Origin of the sequence: Sphingomonas lacusdianchii, from assembly GCF_022664395.1 — a bacterium.
GTDB classification, from domain to species: Bacteria; Pseudomonadota; Alphaproteobacteria; order Sphingomonadales; family Sphingomonadaceae; genus Sphingomonas; species Sphingomonas lacusdianchii.
This window is the reverse complement of sequence record NZ_JAKRET010000033.1, coordinates 1-20318: the sequence shown is the minus strand read 5'-3', so window position 1 is coordinate 20318 and position 20318 is coordinate 1. Positions and strand designations below refer to the sequence as shown.

8 protein-coding genes and 5 pseudogenes are annotated in these 20318 nt (G+C 64.9%); 6 read left to right on the top strand and 7 right to left on the bottom strand.

Going from position 1 to position 20318, the window contains the following annotated elements:
- Nucleotides 1–92 (top strand): annotated as a pseudogene (locus MF607_RS21455) (integrase catalytic subunit); the annotation flags it as partial.
- 844 nt (nt 93–936) lie between these two features.
- Nucleotides 937–1464: pseudogene (locus MF607_RS21445) on the top strand (IS66 family transposase); the annotation flags it as partial.
- A 327-nt stretch (nt 1465–1791) separates the two neighbouring features.
- Here MF607_RS21445 and MF607_RS21440 read toward each other — a convergent pair.
- Nucleotides 1792–3183: a hypothetical protein gene (locus MF607_RS21440; RefSeq protein WP_242122131.1), complete on the bottom strand. Its 1392-nt coding sequence runs from the start codon at nt 3181–3183 to the stop codon at nt 1792–1794.
- A 116-nt stretch (nt 3184–3299) separates the two neighbouring features.
- Nucleotides 3300–3638: pseudogene (locus MF607_RS21435) on the bottom strand (integrase core domain-containing protein); the annotation flags it as partial.
- 154 nt (nt 3639–3792) lie between these two features.
- Here MF607_RS21435 and MF607_RS21430 point away from each other — a divergent pair.
- Nucleotides 3793–5089: pseudogene (locus tag MF607_RS21430) on the top strand (IS110 family RNA-guided transposase).
- Between the two features lie 214 nt (nt 5090–5303).
- Here MF607_RS21430 and MF607_RS21425 read toward each other — a convergent pair.
- Nucleotides 5304–5894 (bottom strand): annotated as a pseudogene (locus tag MF607_RS21425) (transposase family protein); the annotation flags it as partial.
- 743 nt (nt 5895–6637) lie between these two features.
- Between MF607_RS21425 and MF607_RS21420 the strand changes: the two are divergent.
- On the top strand, nt 6638–7600 hold the full coding sequence (locus MF607_RS21420; RefSeq protein WP_242122130.1) for a hypothetical protein: 963 nt from the start codon (nt 6638–6640) through the stop codon (nt 7598–7600).
- Between the two features lie 44 nt (nt 7601–7644).
- Here MF607_RS21420 and MF607_RS21415 read toward each other — a convergent pair whose 3' ends face one another.
- The 4 genes from MF607_RS21415 to MF607_RS21400 all read right to left on the bottom strand — a co-directional run bounded on the left by MF607_RS21415 (nt 7645) and on the right by MF607_RS21400 (nt 14856).
- Nucleotides 7645–9687 carry a DNA/RNA non-specific endonuclease gene (locus MF607_RS21415; RefSeq protein ID WP_242122129.1) on the bottom strand — a complete coding sequence of 681 codons (2043 nt, stop codon included), beginning with the start codon at nt 9685–9687 and terminating at the stop codon, nt 7645–7647.
- 42 nt (nt 9688–9729) lie between these two features.
- The gene (locus tag MF607_RS21410) at nt 9730–10836 is read right to left on the bottom strand and encodes a trypsin-like peptidase domain-containing protein (RefSeq protein ID WP_242122128.1); all 1107 of its coding nucleotides are present in this window, start codon (nt 10834–10836) and stop codon (nt 9730–9732) included.
- Nucleotide 10837: 1 nt separating this feature from the next.
- Complete coding sequence (locus MF607_RS21405; protein ID WP_242122127.1) at nt 10838–13534, bottom strand: tetratricopeptide repeat protein; 2697 nt, start codon at nt 13532–13534, stop codon at nt 10838–10840.
- Nucleotides 13535–13779: 245 nt separating this feature from the next.
- Entirely contained in the window at nt 13780–14856 is a 1077-nt protein-coding gene (locus MF607_RS21400; RefSeq protein ID WP_242122126.1) for a hypothetical protein, read from the bottom strand.
- Nucleotides 14857–15274: 418 nt separating this feature from the next.
- Between MF607_RS21400 and MF607_RS21395 the strand changes: the two genes are divergently transcribed.
- The gene (locus tag MF607_RS21395) at nt 15275–17998 is read left to right on the top strand and encodes a peptidoglycan recognition protein family protein (RefSeq protein WP_242122125.1); all 2724 of its coding nucleotides are present in this window, start codon (nt 15275–15277) and stop codon (nt 17996–17998) included.
- Between the two features lie 2 nt (nt 17999–18000).
- On the top strand, nt 18001–20022 hold the full coding sequence (locus tag MF607_RS21390) for a trypsin-like serine peptidase (RefSeq protein ID WP_242122124.1): 2022 nt from the start codon (nt 18001–18003) through the stop codon (nt 20020–20022).
- Nucleotides 20023–20318 lie beyond the last annotated feature (296 nt).

Sequence of the window (20318 nt, the reverse complement as noted above, 5' to 3'; positions counted from 1 at the left end):
CCCCGCAAGCGTCGACACCGCCATTGCCGGTCTCCGGCTCCGCTTCGCTCCACCTCCGCCCGGCAATGGCGGCGGACACAACAATGCACTAACAATCACCCCGGACCACCCGGTGGGGGCTGCTCAGACCGACGGGCGGACCCTTGAGCATGTCGCGTTCGTGATGAAGGGTGGAAATGTCGTCGTTCGGCCGGGCGAACCTACCCGCTGAGGGCATCGGCGATTGCGTTGAGGCTTGGTGCGGCCGCTGTGCGGCTGCCGGGACGCTGCTATGGGCGTCGATCTTGATGCTGGAGACGCGCTGGGACAGGTTCGCTATGTGGGGTAGGCTGCGGACGATATGTTGTGCCCAGCGCTTGTGCTGCGGATCTGTTCCGGGCGGGTGCGCGGAGCGCGGAGGCCGCTGGTTTCGGCATGGCGGGCCGGACTGGTCGGGCGCGGTGGGGATGTGGGGGCTGGCGGGCAACGTCGCATGCGGACGCGTGCAGACGTGCGAAAGCCCCGCAGTGCGGGGCTGCGGGGCTTTTGGCAAGGTTGGTTGCGGGGACCCGCAACCGACCCAAACATACATTGGCGATCGTCGCCGCATGATCACGACCGCCGGCCCTCTGGCCAGCGCGTGCGCGACGCCGAACCACCGGTGATCCGATCGCGCGGGATTGACGCGTAAGATCCACCAGCAGCTTCCGCTCGAACAGTTCGAGCTTGCGGAATGCAACACGAACCCGTGGAACGCGGCCTTGAACGCGGTCCGGTCGTCGTGACGGAAGTCGGCGATGATCCGATAGTCCGGCCGCACCCAGCGCAGCAACCGGACCGGCTCGAGATTGCGGCCAGCCTCCGCCGCCCAGGCGCCGGCTCGAGCGTATCCGCTTGAGGTAGCCGTACAGGTACAGCTTGAGCGTGCCGGCGGGATCATAGCGGGCGCGCCCTGTCCCGACGCCGCTGACCACCGACATCCTCGAGCGCATCGGCGCGCTTTATGCGGTCGAGGCCGAGGTGCGGGGTCGGCCACCTGATGTGCGATGCCGAACCCGTCAGGAGAAAAGTCGACCGCTGGTCGATGCCTTGCGCGGCGTGCTCGACGCCGCGCTGCGCCACCTGTCGCCCAAGTCGGAGATGGCCAAAGCCATCGCCTACGGCACGAAGCGCTGGCCCGCATTGTCCCGCTTCCTGAGTGACGGGCGTCTGGAGATCGACAACAACATCGCAGAGCGCGCGCTGCGCGGCATCGCCGTCGGACGCCGCAACTGGCTGTTCGCCGGCTCACGCGCAGGCGGCGAGCGTGCCGCCGCGATCTACACCGTCATCCAGACATGCAAGGCCAACGGCATCGACCCGCAGGCCTACATCACCGACGTCATCGCCAAGGTCGCCGACGACTGGCCCGCCAGTCGCTGGGACGAATTGATGCCGTGGAACTGGATGCCCCCGGCAGATCAGCCGACCGCGCAAGCCGCATAATCTGCGGCCCCCACGCCGCGCTTACCGCCGTCCATCGCGTCGCGCGCCTCAAACGCCCGGTTGGCGATCGTCGTGTCGAACTGGCTCGGGTCAGTGTCGGTGGAACACGAGCCGAGGCGCGACGAGCGCCGACCGACTGCGGCTCGGGCGATTTGCTGACCTAGCGACGCGACACCACGACGTCATGGCACAACGAGGCGAGAACGAACAGCGATGGCTCGACGGGGGCCCGGCGGCAAGTCGGCGCAGCCTCCCCAGCGCAGCTCATGGGAGTCCGCCGACTGCGGTGGAAAACAGCCCGACTTCGCCAACGGTGCCCAGACCGGCTCAAGTTCGTCGCGGTGCGGATGCACCGCTGACCACGCCTTGGCCGCTCGGCCGCCAGGCTTCGTCCCATCCCACCGTGGCTGAAGGGTCGAGGCGTTCCCTGATCCGGACCAGACGCCTGGGGTCGGTCACGAGGCCCCCTACCGGTACGGAGTGGTGTCCCAGACGAAGATGGACGTTCACCAGCGCGCCGATGCCGGGCACGAGCAGCACCTCGAGGTTCGCGGGCAGATGCCCCTGGGGGAGGAGGTAGCCGCGCTCGAACAGCCGGCGATGCTGCGGCCTCACGGTCCGGTGCGTCGACCTGGGCATCGCCTGCACGGTCCTGAGCTCCGACCGTCCAGAGTTCCGCGCGGCGGCCCGGATCTGGTTGAGCGCCTCGGCCACCCGCAGCGTCCGCCCCCACGTCGAGCCGCTGGGTCGGAGCCATGTCACCTCAAGCTCCTCCGACGCAGCGTCGGACGTCGCGATGCGGTCAACGAGTCGGGCCAGGTTGGATGCCATGTAGCTCGCACCAATGGTGGCGGTAAAACTCGCCTCCTCGCGGCCCAGCATGGTGATGGCCTTGATCCATCCCTCGGCCTCGGTCGGTGCGTGGATGAGGGAGGCGAGATCCCCCCGTCCCGTCATCCGCTCGAACTCCGCGGCGGTCACCGGCGTCGCTTCGGGCGAATACGCCGTCTGCCAGGCGTCGTTGGCCGCCACCGTGAGCTTCTGGAAGGCGGCAGCGTCTTCGCCGAGTTCCGAGAAGGTCGTCCTGACCGTCATCCGGTCGGTGTCGAGCACAAGTCCGGCCGGGAGAAGCTGGTAGCCGTAGCTTCCTCCTTCGACGTCGGAGATCGAATAGAGGTTCACCTTGTCCGGCTCCGGGAAGCGTCTGATACGCTTGGCATAGTCCCGGAAGTTCTCCTCGAAAGCCTGCCGTGCGAACGCCTCCGGGAACTCGCGCGCGTTCGGCTGCTCGGCCAGGCGGACGAGGTAGTCCGTGTTCGGTGTTCTCGACCTCGGCACCATGTTCCGGCTGACGAGGTCGAACCATACCGTCTCGACCAAGGGGGTGACCTCAACGATGTGGGGCGCGCCCCCGTCGTCGGCGGAACGGAACAGTTCCCGTCCGGCTGGCGCCAGCATCACCTCGTCGCCGTCGAACTCGACGTACTTGTTGCGTCCCATGTCGAGCAGGACCGCTTCGATCTCGGACTCGCTGAAGCCGAACCACGCTCGCAACCTCGTGACGTGCATCCGCTCAAGCACGGCGAGGAGCCGGAGGACGAACTCGTCGACGACCGGCAGCTGTCGGTCATTGGTCACGGACGCGCGAATGGTGAAACGGCGGCAGGAGATCTGGAAATCGACGGCGTCGATCTCGATCCTGTTCACCTCGGCGCTCACTGTGCGATGCTCCCGGCGGTAACGACGGCACCGCCTTCACCCTTCATCGCCCTCACGCGCTGATGCACCCGTCTCGTCGGGGTGAGCAGCCCCCACCGGGTGGTCCGGCTTGTTAGTTAGTGCATTGTCGTCTCCGCCGCCATTGCCGTGCGTAGGTGGAGCGAAGCGGAACCGGAGGCCGGTAATGGCGGTGTCACCGCTTCCGGGGCCGGCGGGCGGTAGCCCAGGCTACTGTGCGGCCGGACGGTGTTGTAGTGACGGCGCCATGCCTCGATCAGCACCCTGGCCTCCGCGAGGCTGTAGAAGATCTCGCCATTGAGCAGCTCGTCGCGAAGCGACCCGTTGAAGCTCTCGTTATAGCCGTTCTCCCATGGCGAGCCCGGGGCGATGTAGAGCGTCTTCACGCCGATCTGTCCGAGCCAGGTCTGGACGGCGGTGGCGATGAACTCGCTGCCATAGCACATCGGGAAGCGCTGGAACGGGAGCCACTGTGGCCCTGATGAAGACAAGGCCGCGAAGCGGCCGCAGGCTTCATCAGGGCAAGCCATGGTCGGCCAGCAGGTATCTAAAGTGAGGTTGTCGAGACAACACTTTGGAGGCCGACCGACCATGACCAAGCTCACCTCTACGCCTGCCGGCGCCGTGCTGGTAGCCATCGACATGTCCAAGAACCGGCAGGAGGTCCTCATAGAGCGACCGGAAGGCGGCCGGCGCCGGCGGATGACCGTCATGGCGACCAGGCAGGACTATGACGGCTTTGCCGAGCAACTCGCTGCCATCGGGCGCCCCATCATCGTCGGGTTCGAGGCGACGGGTAATTACCATCGCACGCTGGCACACCGGCTGCTGACGGCGGGGTTCGAGCTGCGCCTCATCTCGTCGGTCGCGCTCGCCCGAACGCGTGAGGCGCTGCACAACGGCTGGGACAAGAACGACCCCAAGGACGCGCAGGTCATCCTGCATATGCTGCGGATCGGCGCGACGCAGCGTTACGTCGACCCGCTGGTGGCCGGGATCAACGACCTGCAGGAGCTGTCGAAAACCCACGAGACGATCTCCAGGATGAAGACACAGACCTGGCACCGGATACTGACCCACTACCTGCCGCTGTACTTCCCTGAGATCGCCCGCTTCGCAGGCAACAGCCGGTCCGACTGGTTCCTCGCGCTCATCGAGCGGTTTCCGACACCGGCCACCATCACGGCGCTGGACCGCGAGGCATTCTCGGCTGCGGCATGGCCGCTCATCGGCCGCAAGGTTTCCAAGGCACGCCTCATCAACGACATCTACGAGACGGCGTCCGCCTCGACGGCGCTGCCGGTGCCGGAGGACTCAGCCGCCATCACCATGTTCCGCATGGTCATCGCGCAGGGCCGCAGCCTCATCCGCCAGCGCGACGAGATCGAGCGGCTGGCCCATGCGCGGCTCATCGATGACGTCGACTACCAGCTGCTGCGCAACATTCCGGGCATCGGTCCGATCAACGCGCTGACCATCCTGGCCGAGGCCGGCGATCTGCGTCGCTTTAACCATCATCGCCAGTTCCTGAAGTTCTGCGGTCTCGATCTCGCGACCTGCCAGTCGGGCACGTTCCGTGGCCGCACCAAGCTGTCCAAGTACGGTAACGCGCGCCTACGCCGGACCTTCTGGATGGCTGCTCAGGTCGCCGCGCGTCAGCGCGACAACAGCTTCCGCGACAAGCTCGGACGATATGTCGCCGGGCACGCGGACGATGCCGACCGTCGCCGTAAGGCGATGACGGCGCTGACCGCCAAGATGGCGCGCGTGGCTCACGCCGTCGTCAAGACGGGGACAGAGTACCGGCCGTTTCTCGAACGGTCGGATGCCAGGTGGAAGGACCCCTCTCTGCAAGTGCCGTGAGGGCGCTCGTCGAGCGACCCTGTAGATAATGTTCGGGCCTTCCACCTGGGTGCGTATCTCGTTTTAAGGATGGTGAGGACCACGGCCGCCCCGGCGCCGCTGGATCCTGTGTTTGCTATGGCAGGGAGCGATCCCGTTGACGGTGGGAGCCATCTGGCTCAAATTGCATACCGCGCCGATGGTTGTCGGCGCTTGGATATCTGCTGGCCAAAACCCACCGCTGCTTCCCGACATAGGACGTTGTCGGTCAGGATGGTGTGGATGCGGTAAGGCACGGCTTTCAGCAGGTGTTCGAGGAACTCCCACGCTGTCCGCCTGTCGGCTTTGTCGACCAACTGGGTGACCGCAAACTTGCTGGTGCGGTCGATGCCGACGAACAGGTAGAGCTTGCCTTCGGCAGTCTGCACCTCGGCAATATCGATGTGGAAGAAACCGATCGGGTAGCGCTTGAAGCGCTGCCGCTTTGGCTTGTCGCCTTCGACATCGGGCAGACGGGAGATCCCGTGCCGCTGGAGGCAACGATGCAGCGCTGACCGGGTCAGGTGCGGGATCGATGGCTGCAAGGCGTAGAGGCAGTCGTCGAGCGGCAGCAGTGTGTGCCGTCGGAACGCCACAACCATCGCCTCTTCAGCCTCGGACAAGGTCGTTGAATGAGGGGCCTTCGGCCCGGTCTTCATATCCTCGACCGTTGCCCTCTTGCGCCACTTCGCGACTGTCTTCGGATTGACCCCCAGCTCACGGCTCAGCGTCGCGAGCGAAGCTTGCGATCGCTGTATTGCTGCTCGGACGGCGTGCGTGGTCGTGGCGCTCCCGTGACGAACTTGTCCCATACGGCTTCCTTCCATTCGAACGAAAGGATCGCACCATCAAACCGTGGGATCAAACACCTAGCGCCCTAACGTAGGATTGGACCCAATCCCGGTCATTCACGCGCGCCCTCCCGATGCCCGAAACCTGCCACTCGTTCATGTGAGCGGACCGACCGCTTCGACGAGCCCTGACGGACACCGTGAATGGCAGGGATTGGGGACTTTTCGGCCGTTCCATGGCGAAGTGCTGAACGGCAGGTCTGGCCATAAGCCGACGTCCGAAGCTTGCCCGATCGGCACCGCAGAACGACGGAGATTGGGCCGCTAGCTGACCGTCCACTCTGGAACTTGACCATTACCAAAGCGGAACGTCCGGCTTCGAGCGATTGTGTTGGAAGACGCCTCTTGCTGACGCCCAGCTCCATCGATGCTCCGACTACCAATCAAGCGCAGGATTGATGCACGACAGACGCATCGCATTCGGAAGCTGCTCGCGAGCATCAAGAACAGGAGCAACACATTTTTCCACACAATACGATTGCAGATATTTGGAAGCCTCAATACTGTCCACTCTATGCAAATCAGAAAGGCCCCAGCTTCCTATGGCATCGGAGCGGCGCAACTGCTCCGGAGGTGGGTTGCCGAGCTTTGCTGCGCAGACCATCACGGCGATCCGACTAATATGGCCGGCGGATAGCGACGATGACGGAGGGGAATCTGCCTCTCATCGGTAGACTAATTGGGTAATGAGGAACGGGGGTGCCATGAAAAGCTTTCCCGACGCTGGGAACACATTCGACCCGATCGAACTTGACGCAGCGGCTCTGGCGGCCGAGCCGGACTTCGATGTTTTCGTCCAGAAGCTGACCACCAAGATCGAAGAGCTGACGGACCAGCGCGCCGGCTACTACAATGGACGTCGCGCTGCCGGCAATTGGGTCAACGACAGCCGCAGGTGGCTGATCTGGCTTGGCGCGCTGGCGCTGCTCCTCACCGCGGTGGCGACAGTGATACGAATTGCCCCACCCATTTGGGAGCAGGATCCGCCCATTCGGAATTTTGACGCTTTCCTGCTCATCGTCGTGCTGGTGATCTACGCGATCATGGCGGCGATCAGTTTCATCGAACGAAGCAGTGGCTCGGCCAGCGGCTACTTTCGCCACATCGGGGTGATCATCTCGATCCGCAATTTATGGACGCAGTTCCAGTTCGAGCAGCTTCGCCTGCTCCAGGCCGTCGACCCCCAAGATGCTTCAGCACCGGCACGAACTCGAGCTGCTCTCATCGATCTTGCCCAGGAGTATTGCAGCAAACTCGACGCACTAGCGGCGGGTGAAGCCGAGACCTGGCGCGACGAGTTCAAGGCCTCCCTCACCGAACTCGGCAATCTTTCTCAGACGCGGCTGACCAGCGTCGAGAAGCAATTGAAGGATCAGCGGGCGGAGATGCAGCAGCTCACGCAGCGGCAGCGAGAGGCGCGTGACGCGGAGAAGCCGGTGCACGTGAACCTGACGATTGTCGGCGCCTTTGACGGCGAGGCCACCATCTACGTCGATGGTTCGGAAAGAACGAAGACCAAGCTCAAGTCGCTCGCGCTCGGACAGATCACGCCCGGCCAGCGGGTCTTTCGCGTCGTCGCGCAAAGCGGCGGGGCGCCACGTGAGGCCGAGAAGGCGATCCACGTAAAGCCAGGCGAACCTTCGGAACTTTCGATCACCCTTGCTTGAGCCCGCGGCGAGGCAGCACCCGCGGTTGCGACCACCAAGATGCTTCAGGCAATGAACCGGATCTGGTTCGTTGCCATGAGCCTGCGTCCTACGGCGGCCCCTTCGGTTAGCTCCTGCTCGGGGCTCAGCGGATCATGGGTCGCGAGAGGCTCGAATGAGAGGCCGCTGCGCCGGGTGATGGCGGCAATCGGCACCTGGGTGGCGATCCCAAGCTGTGGCGACACGAATTGGCCGAACACGAACTCCTCCTCCGGCACCATGGATTGCCTTTGGTCGAGCTCGTAGCCGGTCGCGCATAGCTGTCGCGTCTCCTCATGAATGAATGCAATTATCTTCCAGAACGCGACGGGGACTTGCACTCCATACATGACGGGGTCGTCGCGACGGAAATAGGGGCCTGTAAAGACAGAAATGTCCATCTTGTCGGAACGAGCGTTGTCGAGCGCATAATCCTCGAGCGCCAGCCAGATCGGCGAGTTGAAGGCTTGCATCTGCGGGGCGACGTTCGTCACGTGCATCGAATCCTGATTGCCCCTGTCCGCGGTGGTTTCGTCGCCCCAGCTCGGATCCTCCCGGCGAGTCATGTGCCCTCGGCTGAAACGAGGCGGATTGCCGTAGCATTCCTTCATGATCTGCTGCGTCCGCGGCAGGCGCGGATCCCAGCGCCACGGCCCGCGCTTGCTCTTCCGGGATTGCCGCCCGCTGATGTTTACGGCGCTGAAAAAGCACATCCGGCGCGATCGGCTCATGACGACGGAGAAGTGCTCATACCGCAGCTCGTGTTCTGTCTTGCCGTCAAGCTCGAAGGTCAGGACGTCGGAACCATTGGCTCGGACCTTGGGCAGCGGCACTTCTGGACCGAGGAAATCGGCCACATAGCCGCCGCGGTCGCGATAGTCCTCGACGCGGCCTTCCAGCCCCTCGACCTCGTCCTCTGCGTCGTCCTGCCCTTGCTGCCAAGACGGCTGTGGACGGTAGGAACGCGACGAGGGCATCGCCTCTCCAACCGATACGGTGATCGTCAGTGGGATGGTGACTTCGCCGACGACTTGGCTAGGACGGGAGCCCGCTGTTGCGGACTGCTCGCCGTCCGTCGCCCGGACGGAGGGCCGATCGCTTGCCGGTTCGCGCCTGTGCGCCCGTGTGCGCCCGCTCCTGACCTCGTCGAGCAGCTGCCCGACAATGTCGGCGCGAACCGCATAGTTCGTCGTGAGGAAACTGCCGCTGTAGTGGAGCCCGAGCGCCTCGCCCGTGTCGAGATCGAGCACGACAGAGCCTGAATTCCCTCCAAGCGTGGTGCAATTATGGAGCAGCCGTTTGGGATCGACGTCCGTCACTGCCCCGGGCGCGAGACGCTTCTTGTTGTAAACGCGCCCGTAGATCCGCTCCATCAGCTCGGGCTCGGGTATGCGGCTGTCGTAGGCAGGGTACCCGATGACGGCGGCGTTTTCGGTCGCCTCCGGCCGTCCGGCCAGCATCAAAGGCGCCGCGAGCGCAACGTCATCCGACTTCGGTGCGATTTCAAAGAAGGCGACGTCCGGGCCGGGGGCTTCTTGGATGTACAAGGGACGAAGCAGCTCGAATCGGCGCGTCGCTGGATTGCCGCTCTCTTGCAGGAAATCCGCGAACGCGCCGATCGGCCCCGACCCGCCCGGACTGAAGGTGAAGCCCGCGCCGTCGCGGCGGGCGAACTCCCTGGCCACGTGCCGGTTCGTCACGAGGACATCGTCTGCGACGAGCCAGCCTGTGCCCACCCACTCGAGGGGGCCACCGACCAGGTCGATCCGGCCCACGGCCCGCGCCGCGCGTTCGATGTGCGGCATCGCTTGCAACAGCCGTGGGCCCCATAAGGCGCTGTCTACCTCGTCGGCGAACTGCAGCTCCGCGCTGTCGTTCTTGATCGCGAGGACCGGCCGCCGCCGCCGCATGATGATGCTTTCCTGGGCGAGCGCTTCTTCCTCGGTGGCGGGCGGGGCGAAAGCCTCCTGAGCGAATTCCGCCTCCTGTCCGCCCAGCTCGGTCTCGACCGTTGCCGTGGCTGCATTCCACTGGCGAAGCCGCTCGAGCTGTGTTTCGGTGCTGCTCATCGTTCCTCCCAAAGCCGCGGCGGTCCGCGGCGATGCTGCGCGCTACTGACTTAGTTCAGGCACCTTCCCCGCGTGATTGGCCGCGAGATGATCGAGAATGGCGCTGATCTGCGTCCCGACGTTCACATACGCGACGCTTCGCCCCTGAAACTGCACACCGGTGACGAACTTCGAGCCCCGGTGAAGCGCGACTGCTTTCCATTCGTCGTTGAGCACCGGCGAGCCCGAAGAGCCGTTCAGCGTGTCGGTGAAGTATCGAAGCTCCACGGCCGTAGCGGCGAAGACGAGGTTGTTCCTTACGCCCCACTTTTTGGCGTGACCGTCCGGATGCTGGATGATGTTGACGGCGGCCGCCTCTTCGGGAACGACGTTCAGGATCGGCTCTCGGGCAATTTCGAGGGGTGTTCGATTCGAAACCACGCGAAACAGCGCGTAGTCGAGCGCCCTGTCGGCGGCGACCAGCTCTCCGGCCGCAATCTCAGTTCCGGCCAAGTTCTCTTCGTCGTAATCGAACCGCGCCGTGGTGCCAGCAAGCTGCGCCTCGAAATCGGCTCCACTGGCCAGCGCCTCGCCCTGGTTGCGGGCGTTGATGACATGATGGTTGGTGATCATGAGGCCGCTGCCGATCAGCCAACCGGTTCCGACATAAACGACCGGCTCCCCGTCGCGCTGGACTACCTGGCCGTTCTCCACCCGTCTGACGCTGAGCTTGGCGACCGCCTTCGCCGCTTCGAGCGCGCCATCGAGGAACCGGCGGGGCACCATCGCCGTGCGCGTGACATATTTTTCCTGGATTTCCTCCGGAGGACTAGGCGGGACCGGCGGGGCGCCAGTCGCCTGCGCATCGACTTCGGCAAGCTTCCGCCTGATCGGATCGGCGGCGACATTACTGCCGGCAAAGTACAGCACCGCTTCAAGAAACGTCTTGAGCGGGACTGAACCATCGCTCAGCCGCTCGATTGTGCCTAACCACGCCAAGTCGAGCATCGCGGCAACGCGCGGCGCGGCCTGACCGCCCGGCAACTGTCCTCGCACCCACAAAGGCAGGTCTGCGATGATCGCCGTACGCTCCGCCGGACCGTACCCGGCCGTAGCGAGCATGGCAGTGGCGATCTCGCGGCGCTCGTCGGGATCGAGATAGTCGATCATGTCACGCCGCGACCTCGGCGCTGATGTCCGATTCCCACGTTTCCCGCGACTCTGCGAGACCCGCTAGCGTCGCCCCCGACAGAGTCGCGTTCTCGGCCCTCAGCAGCGTCAGAATGCCGTCAAGGGCCGGGCCATCGAGGCGCAACGCCGGCAAGTCCCCGGAACCGGCAAGGCGCTGAAGCAGCCCCTCCACCTCGTCGACCATGGTCACCGCAGAACCGGAGCTCAGCGAAGCGAGTTTTTGGAACTCCGTGGCGGTGGAGCGGGCGAATGCCTCGGCGGCGGCAGCGCAAGCCTCCTCGACGGCGATCTGACCGACCCGCGCCATATGGGCGAATTCGCCGTACACATCCCTGAGAAGCCGCTCGGCCGTTCTCGGGAAACTGCTGCCTAGCCGCACCAGCGCCAGCCTGACGAGAGACCGCTCGAGATCGACTTGCTCGCGCGAGAGGGATTGGAGCGCACGCGATAGTTGCTCCCGCAGGTCCGTCTCTCTCGCCGGATCGGATTTCCCTATCCGGTCCACGAGCTCGGTCAGCGCCTGCACCAGCGGCAGCGGACTGTGGAGAGTCGCAGCAAGCTCGACCAGGCGATTTAACGCGCTGACCACGTCCGCATCGAGCTGTGTCTGGCTCTTGCTCTGCGCGTAGAGCCACAGGAGCTCGGCAGAACGCCCTCGGTCACCGGTCACGGGATACCCGGCAAGGGCTTTCTCCAGGAGCGCATCGGCTTCGGCATACTTGCCCAGCCCCATCAACACGCGCGCCTCAAGCGCGAACAGCGGGCTTGCAGGCGTTCGGTCCTGACGTTGAGAAAGCCATTCGGCCGCTTGTGCGAACTCGCCGTAGCGCAGCATCGCGAGGACCCTGGGTCCGACCAGCTTTTCCCACTCCTCCTGGTCGGCCAGCGCGTAGAGCTCGGCCGGCAATTCGATACTCATCCGCTGCGCCAGCCATACCCGCTGCGCGAGCGGTACCTCCTCGATGGCGGTCGCCAGATAGCTCTCGACTCCGGGCAGCCACCGCTCGTCCAGGTCCCAGCCTCCTTGCCCAAGCATCAACCGGTGATAGATCTCCTCGGCTCGTTCGAGCGCACCGGGCGCATCCGCCGGTGACCCGAGATCGAAGTAATACGAGACAGCCAATTGGTGGATTTGGCGCACCTGCTCCGACATGTCCTGTTGGAGCAGATCGAGTACGGGCCGCCGTACCTCCTCCCGGTATCGCAGCGAGCCATCGCCTTCGAGGCGGACGAGCGCATGTTCCCTACGCAGCGCCTCGAACAAGTCCTTGGCATTCTTGGCCGCGTTCTGAATCCGGCAAATCGGTGCGAGTACTGCTTTGATGATGCCAGGGGTCACCCGGCGCAGGACCATGCCCGGGTGCGCCAGGGCACGCACGTCATCGTCGTGGATATGCTCCAGCACCCGCCTGTAGAGTTGGCCTCGGATCAGAGCCGGAGATATTGCCAGGATGCCGAAGCGCTTTGTTTCGAGGCCGTCCAGCCCCGCGCCCTCGTGCTCGTCCTGCGCGACGCGCGCTGCGAGCCGCAGAGTCAAAGGATTCCCGCCTACCTGCCGGGCGATAGTCCGCGCGCGTTCAGGGGGGCTCACCCGAAGCTTGACGAGCAGGGACGCCGCTTCGGACGAGGTGAGGTCCTTCAAGGGGTGTTCGCTGACATGCTCGGCGGCGGCGGTCGCGGCATCGGGCCCCGCACGACCCGCGATGACCACGCGCAGGGGCGGGAACTCCCGCGACACTTGAGCAAGCGTGCGCCAGAAACCGATCAGATCCTGCCGCGCCCGGTAGATCACCTCTTCGAACGTATCGAATACGATCAGCACCGGTACTGCCCGAGTCTTCTGCTGCTCGCCCGCTGCAGCGGAGATGACTTGCAGAAGGCGCGCGAACCGCAGGCACAGCTTACGCTCCTGTTTACCCAGGCTATCGAGGCGCCCACGCTGGCTTTCATGCACCGACGCCCGGTGCGTCAGGCTCGCCCGTGCATCCCGGTAGCGCCCCACGCCATCGCGATAGTCGGCCAGCGCCACTTCCAATGAGCGGCGCGTCTGCGGGTCGGCAGCGTGAGCTATCTGCGCGGCGAGCTGCCCGCCCACTTCGACCAGCAGCGTGAACGGCTCGCGCACGTCGATGGCATCCGAGTCGAAGGCGACGTAGGCGAACGGGAACCAGCCGGACGTCGGCGCCTCGACATGTTCGATCAAGAAGCGGCCGAGCAGTGCCGTCTTGCCGGCGCCGCCCGGGCCGGAGATGAACAGCGGGGACCTCGTTTCTGAGCTGAAGAATGATCGCACTCGCGACCACGCGGAAGGCGAAACCACTCCAACATAGTCTCGGAGGACCTGGAGGTCGCTCTCGCGTCCTGTGAAGCTCCGGTCGACGAGATGGTCGAAGCGAGATAAGCGCGCTCGGCGAAGGTGCGCCTCGCGCACCTGGTCCTGCGGGGGCATCGGCACTAGCCGGTGCAGCTGCCATTCGTACAGCTGAAGCAAGTCACCCAGATCGGCGAACGGCAGCCGCGCAAGATCTCCAATTTCTGCTCGAAGCATTCGTTCGAAGACCTGCTGCAGCGAGGACATCTCGCGCTTGGGATTTGCCTCGATCGCGTTCAGCAGGGCTTCCCGCGAGCCCATCGACCAAAGTGCTTCGATCCGGCTGTCCAGCTTCAGCGTTCTCATGCCGGGCCAGCCGATGGCTGGTGCCGAGCGATGATAGAGCTCGTCAACCGGATCGCCCCCGTCCGCAGCTCCGGCGGGTCTCAGCGTGCCCGGGTCGAAGACGTGGAGCACGGAGGCAGCAAGCACGAACGGGGACGTTGCGGATGTCGCGGCACTCAGATCGTGTTGCGCCCGAGCCCGCGCCTCACGCCGAACCCTCAGCGCCTCTAGTAACTGTCTCGTGGCCGCATCGGGCTCAGCGCCCATCATGCTGCCTCAGCCAACAAGTCGACGAGCCGTGCATTGAGCTCCGGAAGCTCGGCGATGGGACTGGAGAGGCCATCCAGGATATCGGCTTCCACAGCGTCCGGATCGAGGCTGCTCGCGGATTTCGCGATGATTGAATCAATCACGGTTCTCACGGCGGCGTGGGGGATCGGGCAAGTTCTGTCGAAGCCGACTGCACCTGGGGGAAGCGGGAGAATGGCACGGTCGAAATCCAGGAGCAGGAGACGGTGCCGAGCTGCGTTGATCCCGTTCGTCAATCCTCGGACAAACGCTACAAGGAACTCACGGGTGTCGTCCCTCAGCTCCCAGCCCGGCTCTTCCCCCGGATGCGAAGAACGGAATCCATCGAGCACGAACCACCATTTCAGGCCGGCCTTGTTTGCCTCTCCCAAAACCCAGGTGACGAGCTGCTTCACGAAGGCTGTCGTGTTGGTGTCGTATTCGGGAGCGCCAGCTACAACTCCGCTTATGTACCAGACCAGGTCCTTCGCCAGTTCGAGTGGGCCCACTGAGCGGGCCTGATCCCTGTCGAACGCGACGATGACGGTGCGGATGTCGCTCGACGTGGTCATGACGTGGCGCACGATGTGGCGGACGAAGTCGTTGGTGTAAGTCTTCCCTGTTTGAGAGGGGCCCTCGACCACCATCACCTGCTGCCTCGGCATGAGGTCGAGCCATGTCCTCAACACTTTGCGCGTCTCAGACCGGTCGAGAAATGGCAGTCCGATATCCAAAATCGAAGTAGTAAACGGGTCCAAAGTGGCTTGCGCGCCGGGCGGTACCGTGAGCTTTGCCACCAGCTCGGGAATGCGACCTGAATTTCCGAGCAGCGCTGTCAACAGCGAAGAAAGGGCAGGTGGGCTTCGGCGCCAGCCGTCCGCCTCGCAGAAGACAAGCACTCGCTCCACGAGCACTTGCGGCGCGAGGCCCTCTTCTAACTGTATGGCTATGTCGATCGGCAACTCGCTTATAAATGTCTGCCGAGGCGAGATGTCGCTCCCAACGCGGGAGAGAAGCTGCGCCTTGACGTACTCTCGATCACCCGACTCGAGCATTCGCACATCTCCCGGCCGAAACTGATGATAGCTCTCGACGGATTGGTTGCCAGTAGGCAATTTCACATAAGAGAGAAATAGTTTGCCAAAGTGTCTCTGTGCCGAGGCCCGGCAATACGTCGTGCTTGCCCGATCTGCGGCCGCTTGGTCAGGACAGGGCTGCGCTCGGCTGCCACACCGTAAGTTAGCGCTGTGGATGTGGCCACGGTGGATTTCAGCCGGCTGTGGAACCTCTCGGGTGAATAAGGAGCCATTCTACCGCATGACTCAGGTTCATCTGGACCGGTAGTCTGGCGTTCGAACCTCTCGATTCGCCATCCGGCATCGCCTCCAAAAACGTGAGTTGATGGTGTCGAGCTTACTTGGTACCAGCGACTCGCCTGGTGCGCTGCCAAATGCTCCGCTGGGGAGAACTCCGATGCCGCCTCCTTTCCGCAAGATCACGGTAGATCAGTTTGCCTCGCTATTGCGCGAGTTCCCGTTCGAACGGCGCATCAATGCCGTGCACATGCATCATACTTGGCGGCCCAATCACGCCCAGTTCAACGGCCATGCCACGATTGTCGGCATGTGGCGGGTGCACACGACAGAAAACGGCTGGCGGGACATCGCCCAGCATCTGACGATCGACCCCGGCGGCGGCCTCTGGCTCGGTCGCAACTGGAACTTGGCTCCGGCGAGCGCCGGCGGGCATAACGGCACCAGCCGCGCCGGCCCGTTCATGTTCGAGATGATCGGCGACTTCGACCGGGGCCGCGATGTGTTCAGGGGCGCGCAGAAGGAAGCCGCGCTGCGTGTCGTTGCTTTGGTGCAGGACCGCTTCGGGCTGCCGCTGGGAGCGCTTCGCTTCCACAACCAGATGTCGGACAAGTCCTGTCCCGGCAGCGCAATCTCGTATGAGCAGACATTGCGGGCGGTCGAAGCCTTGCGCACCGGCGAGCGGATCGCCGACCGTCTGTTCTCAGAGATCGGAGGGACTGAGAGCCTGCCCATCCACTCAGCGCTAGAAGCGGGCGCAGGCGACATTCTGCTGGGCGACGACGGGAGCGAGGGGCCACCGGACACAGACCTGCTTCTGGGCGACGACGATGCGCCTTCCGCGTCCGGCGCCGCTGAGCCGCCGGAGTTTATTGCCGGCGATGAGAGCGAAGTCGCAGACGATCGTGCCGCCCTCGGCGCGGGAGATCTTCCGCCGGACATGGCCGGAGGCGAAGACTTGGAGGCAGTCAGCGAACTGGTGCTGGCGCTGATGCGCGGTGGCGGAGGCGGGGCGGCCGTCGAGGAATCGCCTTTCGCAGAACCTGCCGAAGGTAAGCGGGCGAGCGATGAGGAGTTTGGCTCTGCCAGCGGGTTTGGCGCGGCGGAGGGCCCGTGGGCTGGCGGCCTCGACGTCGAACTGCTCGAGACCTTGCGTCCGCATGTGATCAATCTGGCACGCGGACGATTCAGCCGAACCGGCCGCTACACGACCAGCAAGGAAGACGTTGATGCGGTCTTCGGCGAGGATCTGGAGACCGCGGTGCGCGGTCGTACGGTGGCCAATCCCCTGCGGCTGGTGATCTGGGCTCACGGCGGTCTGATCAACGAACAGGACGGGCTCGCCATTGCGGCGAAGCATGTCCGCTGGTGGCGGCGGAACGATGTCTATCCGCTCTACTTCGTGTGGGAGACCGGGCTGCTCGCGGCGCTCGGGCGGCTGCTCACGGGCCGGTCCGGCGGTGAGGAGGTTCCGTTCGGCGACCGCTTCGCCAATCTGACCGATCGGGCGATCGAGAAGCTGGCCCGCGCGGTTCAGGCTTCCGCGATCTGGAGCGACATGAAGCAGAGCGCGCGGCTCGCGGTGGACCCTGACGAGGGAGGCGCGGCATACGTCGCGGGTAAGCTGGCCGAATTCTGCGACCGGCACGAAGGGCTGGTGGAGCTGCATGCCGTCGGCCACAGCGCCGGCTCGATCTTCCATGCCAGCTTCCTGCCTTACGCGCTCGACACGGGCGTGCCGCCGATCAAGACCCTCGCCCTGCTCGCTCCCGCCATCCGGGTCGATCGATTTCTTGAGCGGCTCGCCCCGTTGGCCGGCGAAGGGGGGTCGATCGAGCAGTTGTCGCTGTTCACGATGAACCGGCTGCGCGAGCAGGCGGACACTTGCCTCGGCGTCTACCGCAAGTCGCTCCTCTACCTGATCTACCACGCTCTCGAGGACAAAGCCGGCACCCCAATCCTCGGCCTTGAACAGGATCTCCGCGGCGACGCGCGACTGCGCGCGCTGTTCGGACTTGGCGATTCGCCACGGATGCCGGGTGTCGAGGCGATCTGGTCGAAGTCGCCGCCGGGCTCGCCCGTGCGGAACCGCAGCGAGAGCGTCAGCCACGGCGGGTTCGACGACGATCCCGCAACGATGGACAGCGTCCTGCGCCGTATCCTCGATCGCGACGATCTGCCCGTAGGCTATGGCCAACAGGGCGAAGGCCTGCCTCTCCCCCCGCCCGCGGCCGGGTTCGTGCCGGGCGAAGAGAGCTTGGCCGAAGGCCTTGGCCCAGACGGAGGCGAGGAGGGTTTCGGCGTACCGTTCGACGTGCTCGACGCCTTCGAGCGGGCCAGCGAGCTCGCCGAGGAAGCCGATCTGGAGTTGGAGGGCCTGGAGGGACCGGACACCCCCGTCATCGCCTTTGGCGCGAATGCGAAGAGCGAGCACGTGACGGCGTTCTCGCGGCAGGTGCTGACCGAGATCATGCGCTCCGCCGGTGTGGCGCGCGTCACCGTCTCGAGCACCTCACGCGGCCCCGCCGATCAGGCAAGGGTCATGTTCAACAACCTCGAGAAGTTCGGCGTCGCGCATCAGAAGGCGCTCTACGGGCCGGCGGGCGACCAGGTGATCGAGGTCTATCGCAAGGCGAAACAGGCCGGACAGGCGCCGGACACGATCAAGGCTCTGATGGCGAAGGAGATCGTCAGGATCGGACCGAACCGGGTTTCGCGCCACGCGTCCGATCCCAAGGTCCTCAACGTGTTCGACGTCGCCCCCAGCTCGGTGGCGCGGAAGAGCGCTTTCGTTGCGGCCGTTAGGCGAGACGGCCGCGTGAGCAAGTTTCTCGAGCCGCCAGCCGATCCGGGCTACCACCTCGAAATCCCGCAGCCAGCGTAGCGATGCTCGAGATCGAGCCGCATGGGATCCGGATCGACGGACGCCTGTGGATCGGTTTCGAGCGCACCCTGCGGCTGCCCAATTACGGCAAGCGCCATCCGCTTCCCGCCGGGCTCGGCGCGCTGCCGATCCGCCGCGCCGCCGAGCTTAGCGATCGGCTGCCGGAAGCCTGGCGCCAGCGAGTCGGCGCCGACGACATCCTGCTCCCGCTGCACGATCGCGAAGCCCTGTTCGTGCTGTTCGTTCCGGCCGAGCGCAGCGCCTTCGCCGTCAAGGTCGCGGCAGGCGGCATCAATGCCGTGTCCGGCGCTCCGTTCGACGCGCAAGTGCGCAACGCTGCGCAGGACTACCTGGTCTGTCCGCCGCAGGCTTGGCTGGACGGCATCAACAGCGGAGACGGCACGGTCCGCCAGTTCGTGGCCACGAGGTTGGGGAGCGGACAGAGCATCGAGGGCCAGCTTAGCGGCAGCGAGGACGAGGCGGGTGTCCAGTTCCTGGTGTTCCCCGCACGCCCCGAGCTTGTCTTCGAAAGCGCTCCGGCAGGCGAGCACCAAGTGGAAACGGAAGCTTTTGCCGCCGAAACGCCATTGAGGATGGGGCTCGCCGCCGGTGGGGAGCTCGAGCAGAAGATCTATCCGGACCCGTACGGCGCAGACGTATGGTCGGAACGGCCGAGGGCCAGCTTTACCGCTCACCTGGTTCACGCCGACGATTGGGCGGAGCTGACCGGCACGCCGACGCCGCCCACCCCGATTACTCGCGAGCTCTACCGCGCCTACGGACTGCCGTGGTTCGAGTTGGCCGACGCCCACCTGGGCGATGTGCCGGCCTCGCCGCGGCTCGCGTCGGTGCGCGCGCTCGAGGACCGCCCCCATCCGCCAAGTGAAACAGAACGCCAGGCCCCAGAAGGAGGAACGATCATGGCCCATTGCAAGCTGCGTGAACGGCTGCGGCTGCTCAACCTCGAGAACGCCGGTACGAGCGTGCTCGACGCGTCGCCGGAGGAACTGCTCGCCGCCGAGGCACCGAGGCGCGCCTCGCCGATCCTCAAGGAAGCCTTTTTCCAAACCTCCGATACGACCGATAGAAACGAGCTGCCGGAACTTGGCGGCCTCGAGTTCGCGATCCAGGAAGAACGCAGGGCGGTGATCGAAGCCGGTCAGCGCGGCATCGCGCGCCTGCTGAATGAAGGCGAGGAAGCCGAGCTCACTCCGGCCGAGGAACTGGGTGCCGAGGCTATCATCCAGCTGACCGGCAGGCCGGCGATCCTCATCCAGCAGGGCAGGTTCTTTCCGCCTCCGGCTGAGTGGCAGACGCTAGAACCGCACCGCGCTTCGATCGAGGCCTTGTTCAAGAGCGTCGGCCGCATCGAGGTGGAGGGCCATCCCGATCTCGAATGGGTCGGCACCGGCTTCCTTGTCGGCGACGACGTGATCATGACGAACCGCCACGTCGCGACCGAATTCACCTCCCCTCGCTCAGACGGGCGCTGGGGAATCACCCCGGGCATGAAGGCGAGAATCGACTTTGCCGAGGAGCTCGGCGGAGGAACGCCCGCCGAGGTTCGGATCAAGGCCCTGATCGGCATCCATGGCCGGCTCGACATGGCGCTTTTCCGACTCGATCGAAGCGGCGGCGGGGCGCTGCCGCCGCGCCTGCCCATCCTGTCGCCCGCCAGCCGACCGCGGCGGCTCGCCAAGCGCCAGGTCTACGTGGTCGGCTATCCGGCATGGGACGGGCGGCGTAACGATCCAGAGCCGATGCAGCGGTTGTTCGGCAACATCTTCAACGTCAAGCGGCTCCAGCCCGGCGAGATCCTCGGTTTCTCCGCCGGTGACAAGATATTCACCCACGATTGTTCGACGCTGGGGGGCAACAGTGGATCGTGCGTCGTGGATCTCGAGACGCACCAGGTGCTCGGGCTGCATTTCGGTGGTCGATTCCGCGAAGCAAACCACGCGGTGGCCCTGTGGGAGCTGCAGAACGATCCGCTGATACAACGCGCGGGCATCCGGATCGGCTGAAGGAGGGGCGAAGATCGAGTGGCCCCAATCCGCGCAAGCGCAAATGCCCCGCAGAAGTGGAGGATGCCCATGGGCGCGATCTGCTTCTGCTGCGCAGAACTGCGCAGCTTGCTCGGACAGCGTGTGCACTCACGCGGAGCCCCCAGGAGGTGGCGCTCTCATGGGCCGACTGAACTGATGGGGTGGATGCCCCCTTCGAGCGGCGTCGTATGATGCCGGACCGGCACCGGGAGGTGCCAAGCGAAGGAGGAGCAGATGACCGACGTCCACATCCTCGCCATCGACCTGGCGAAGCG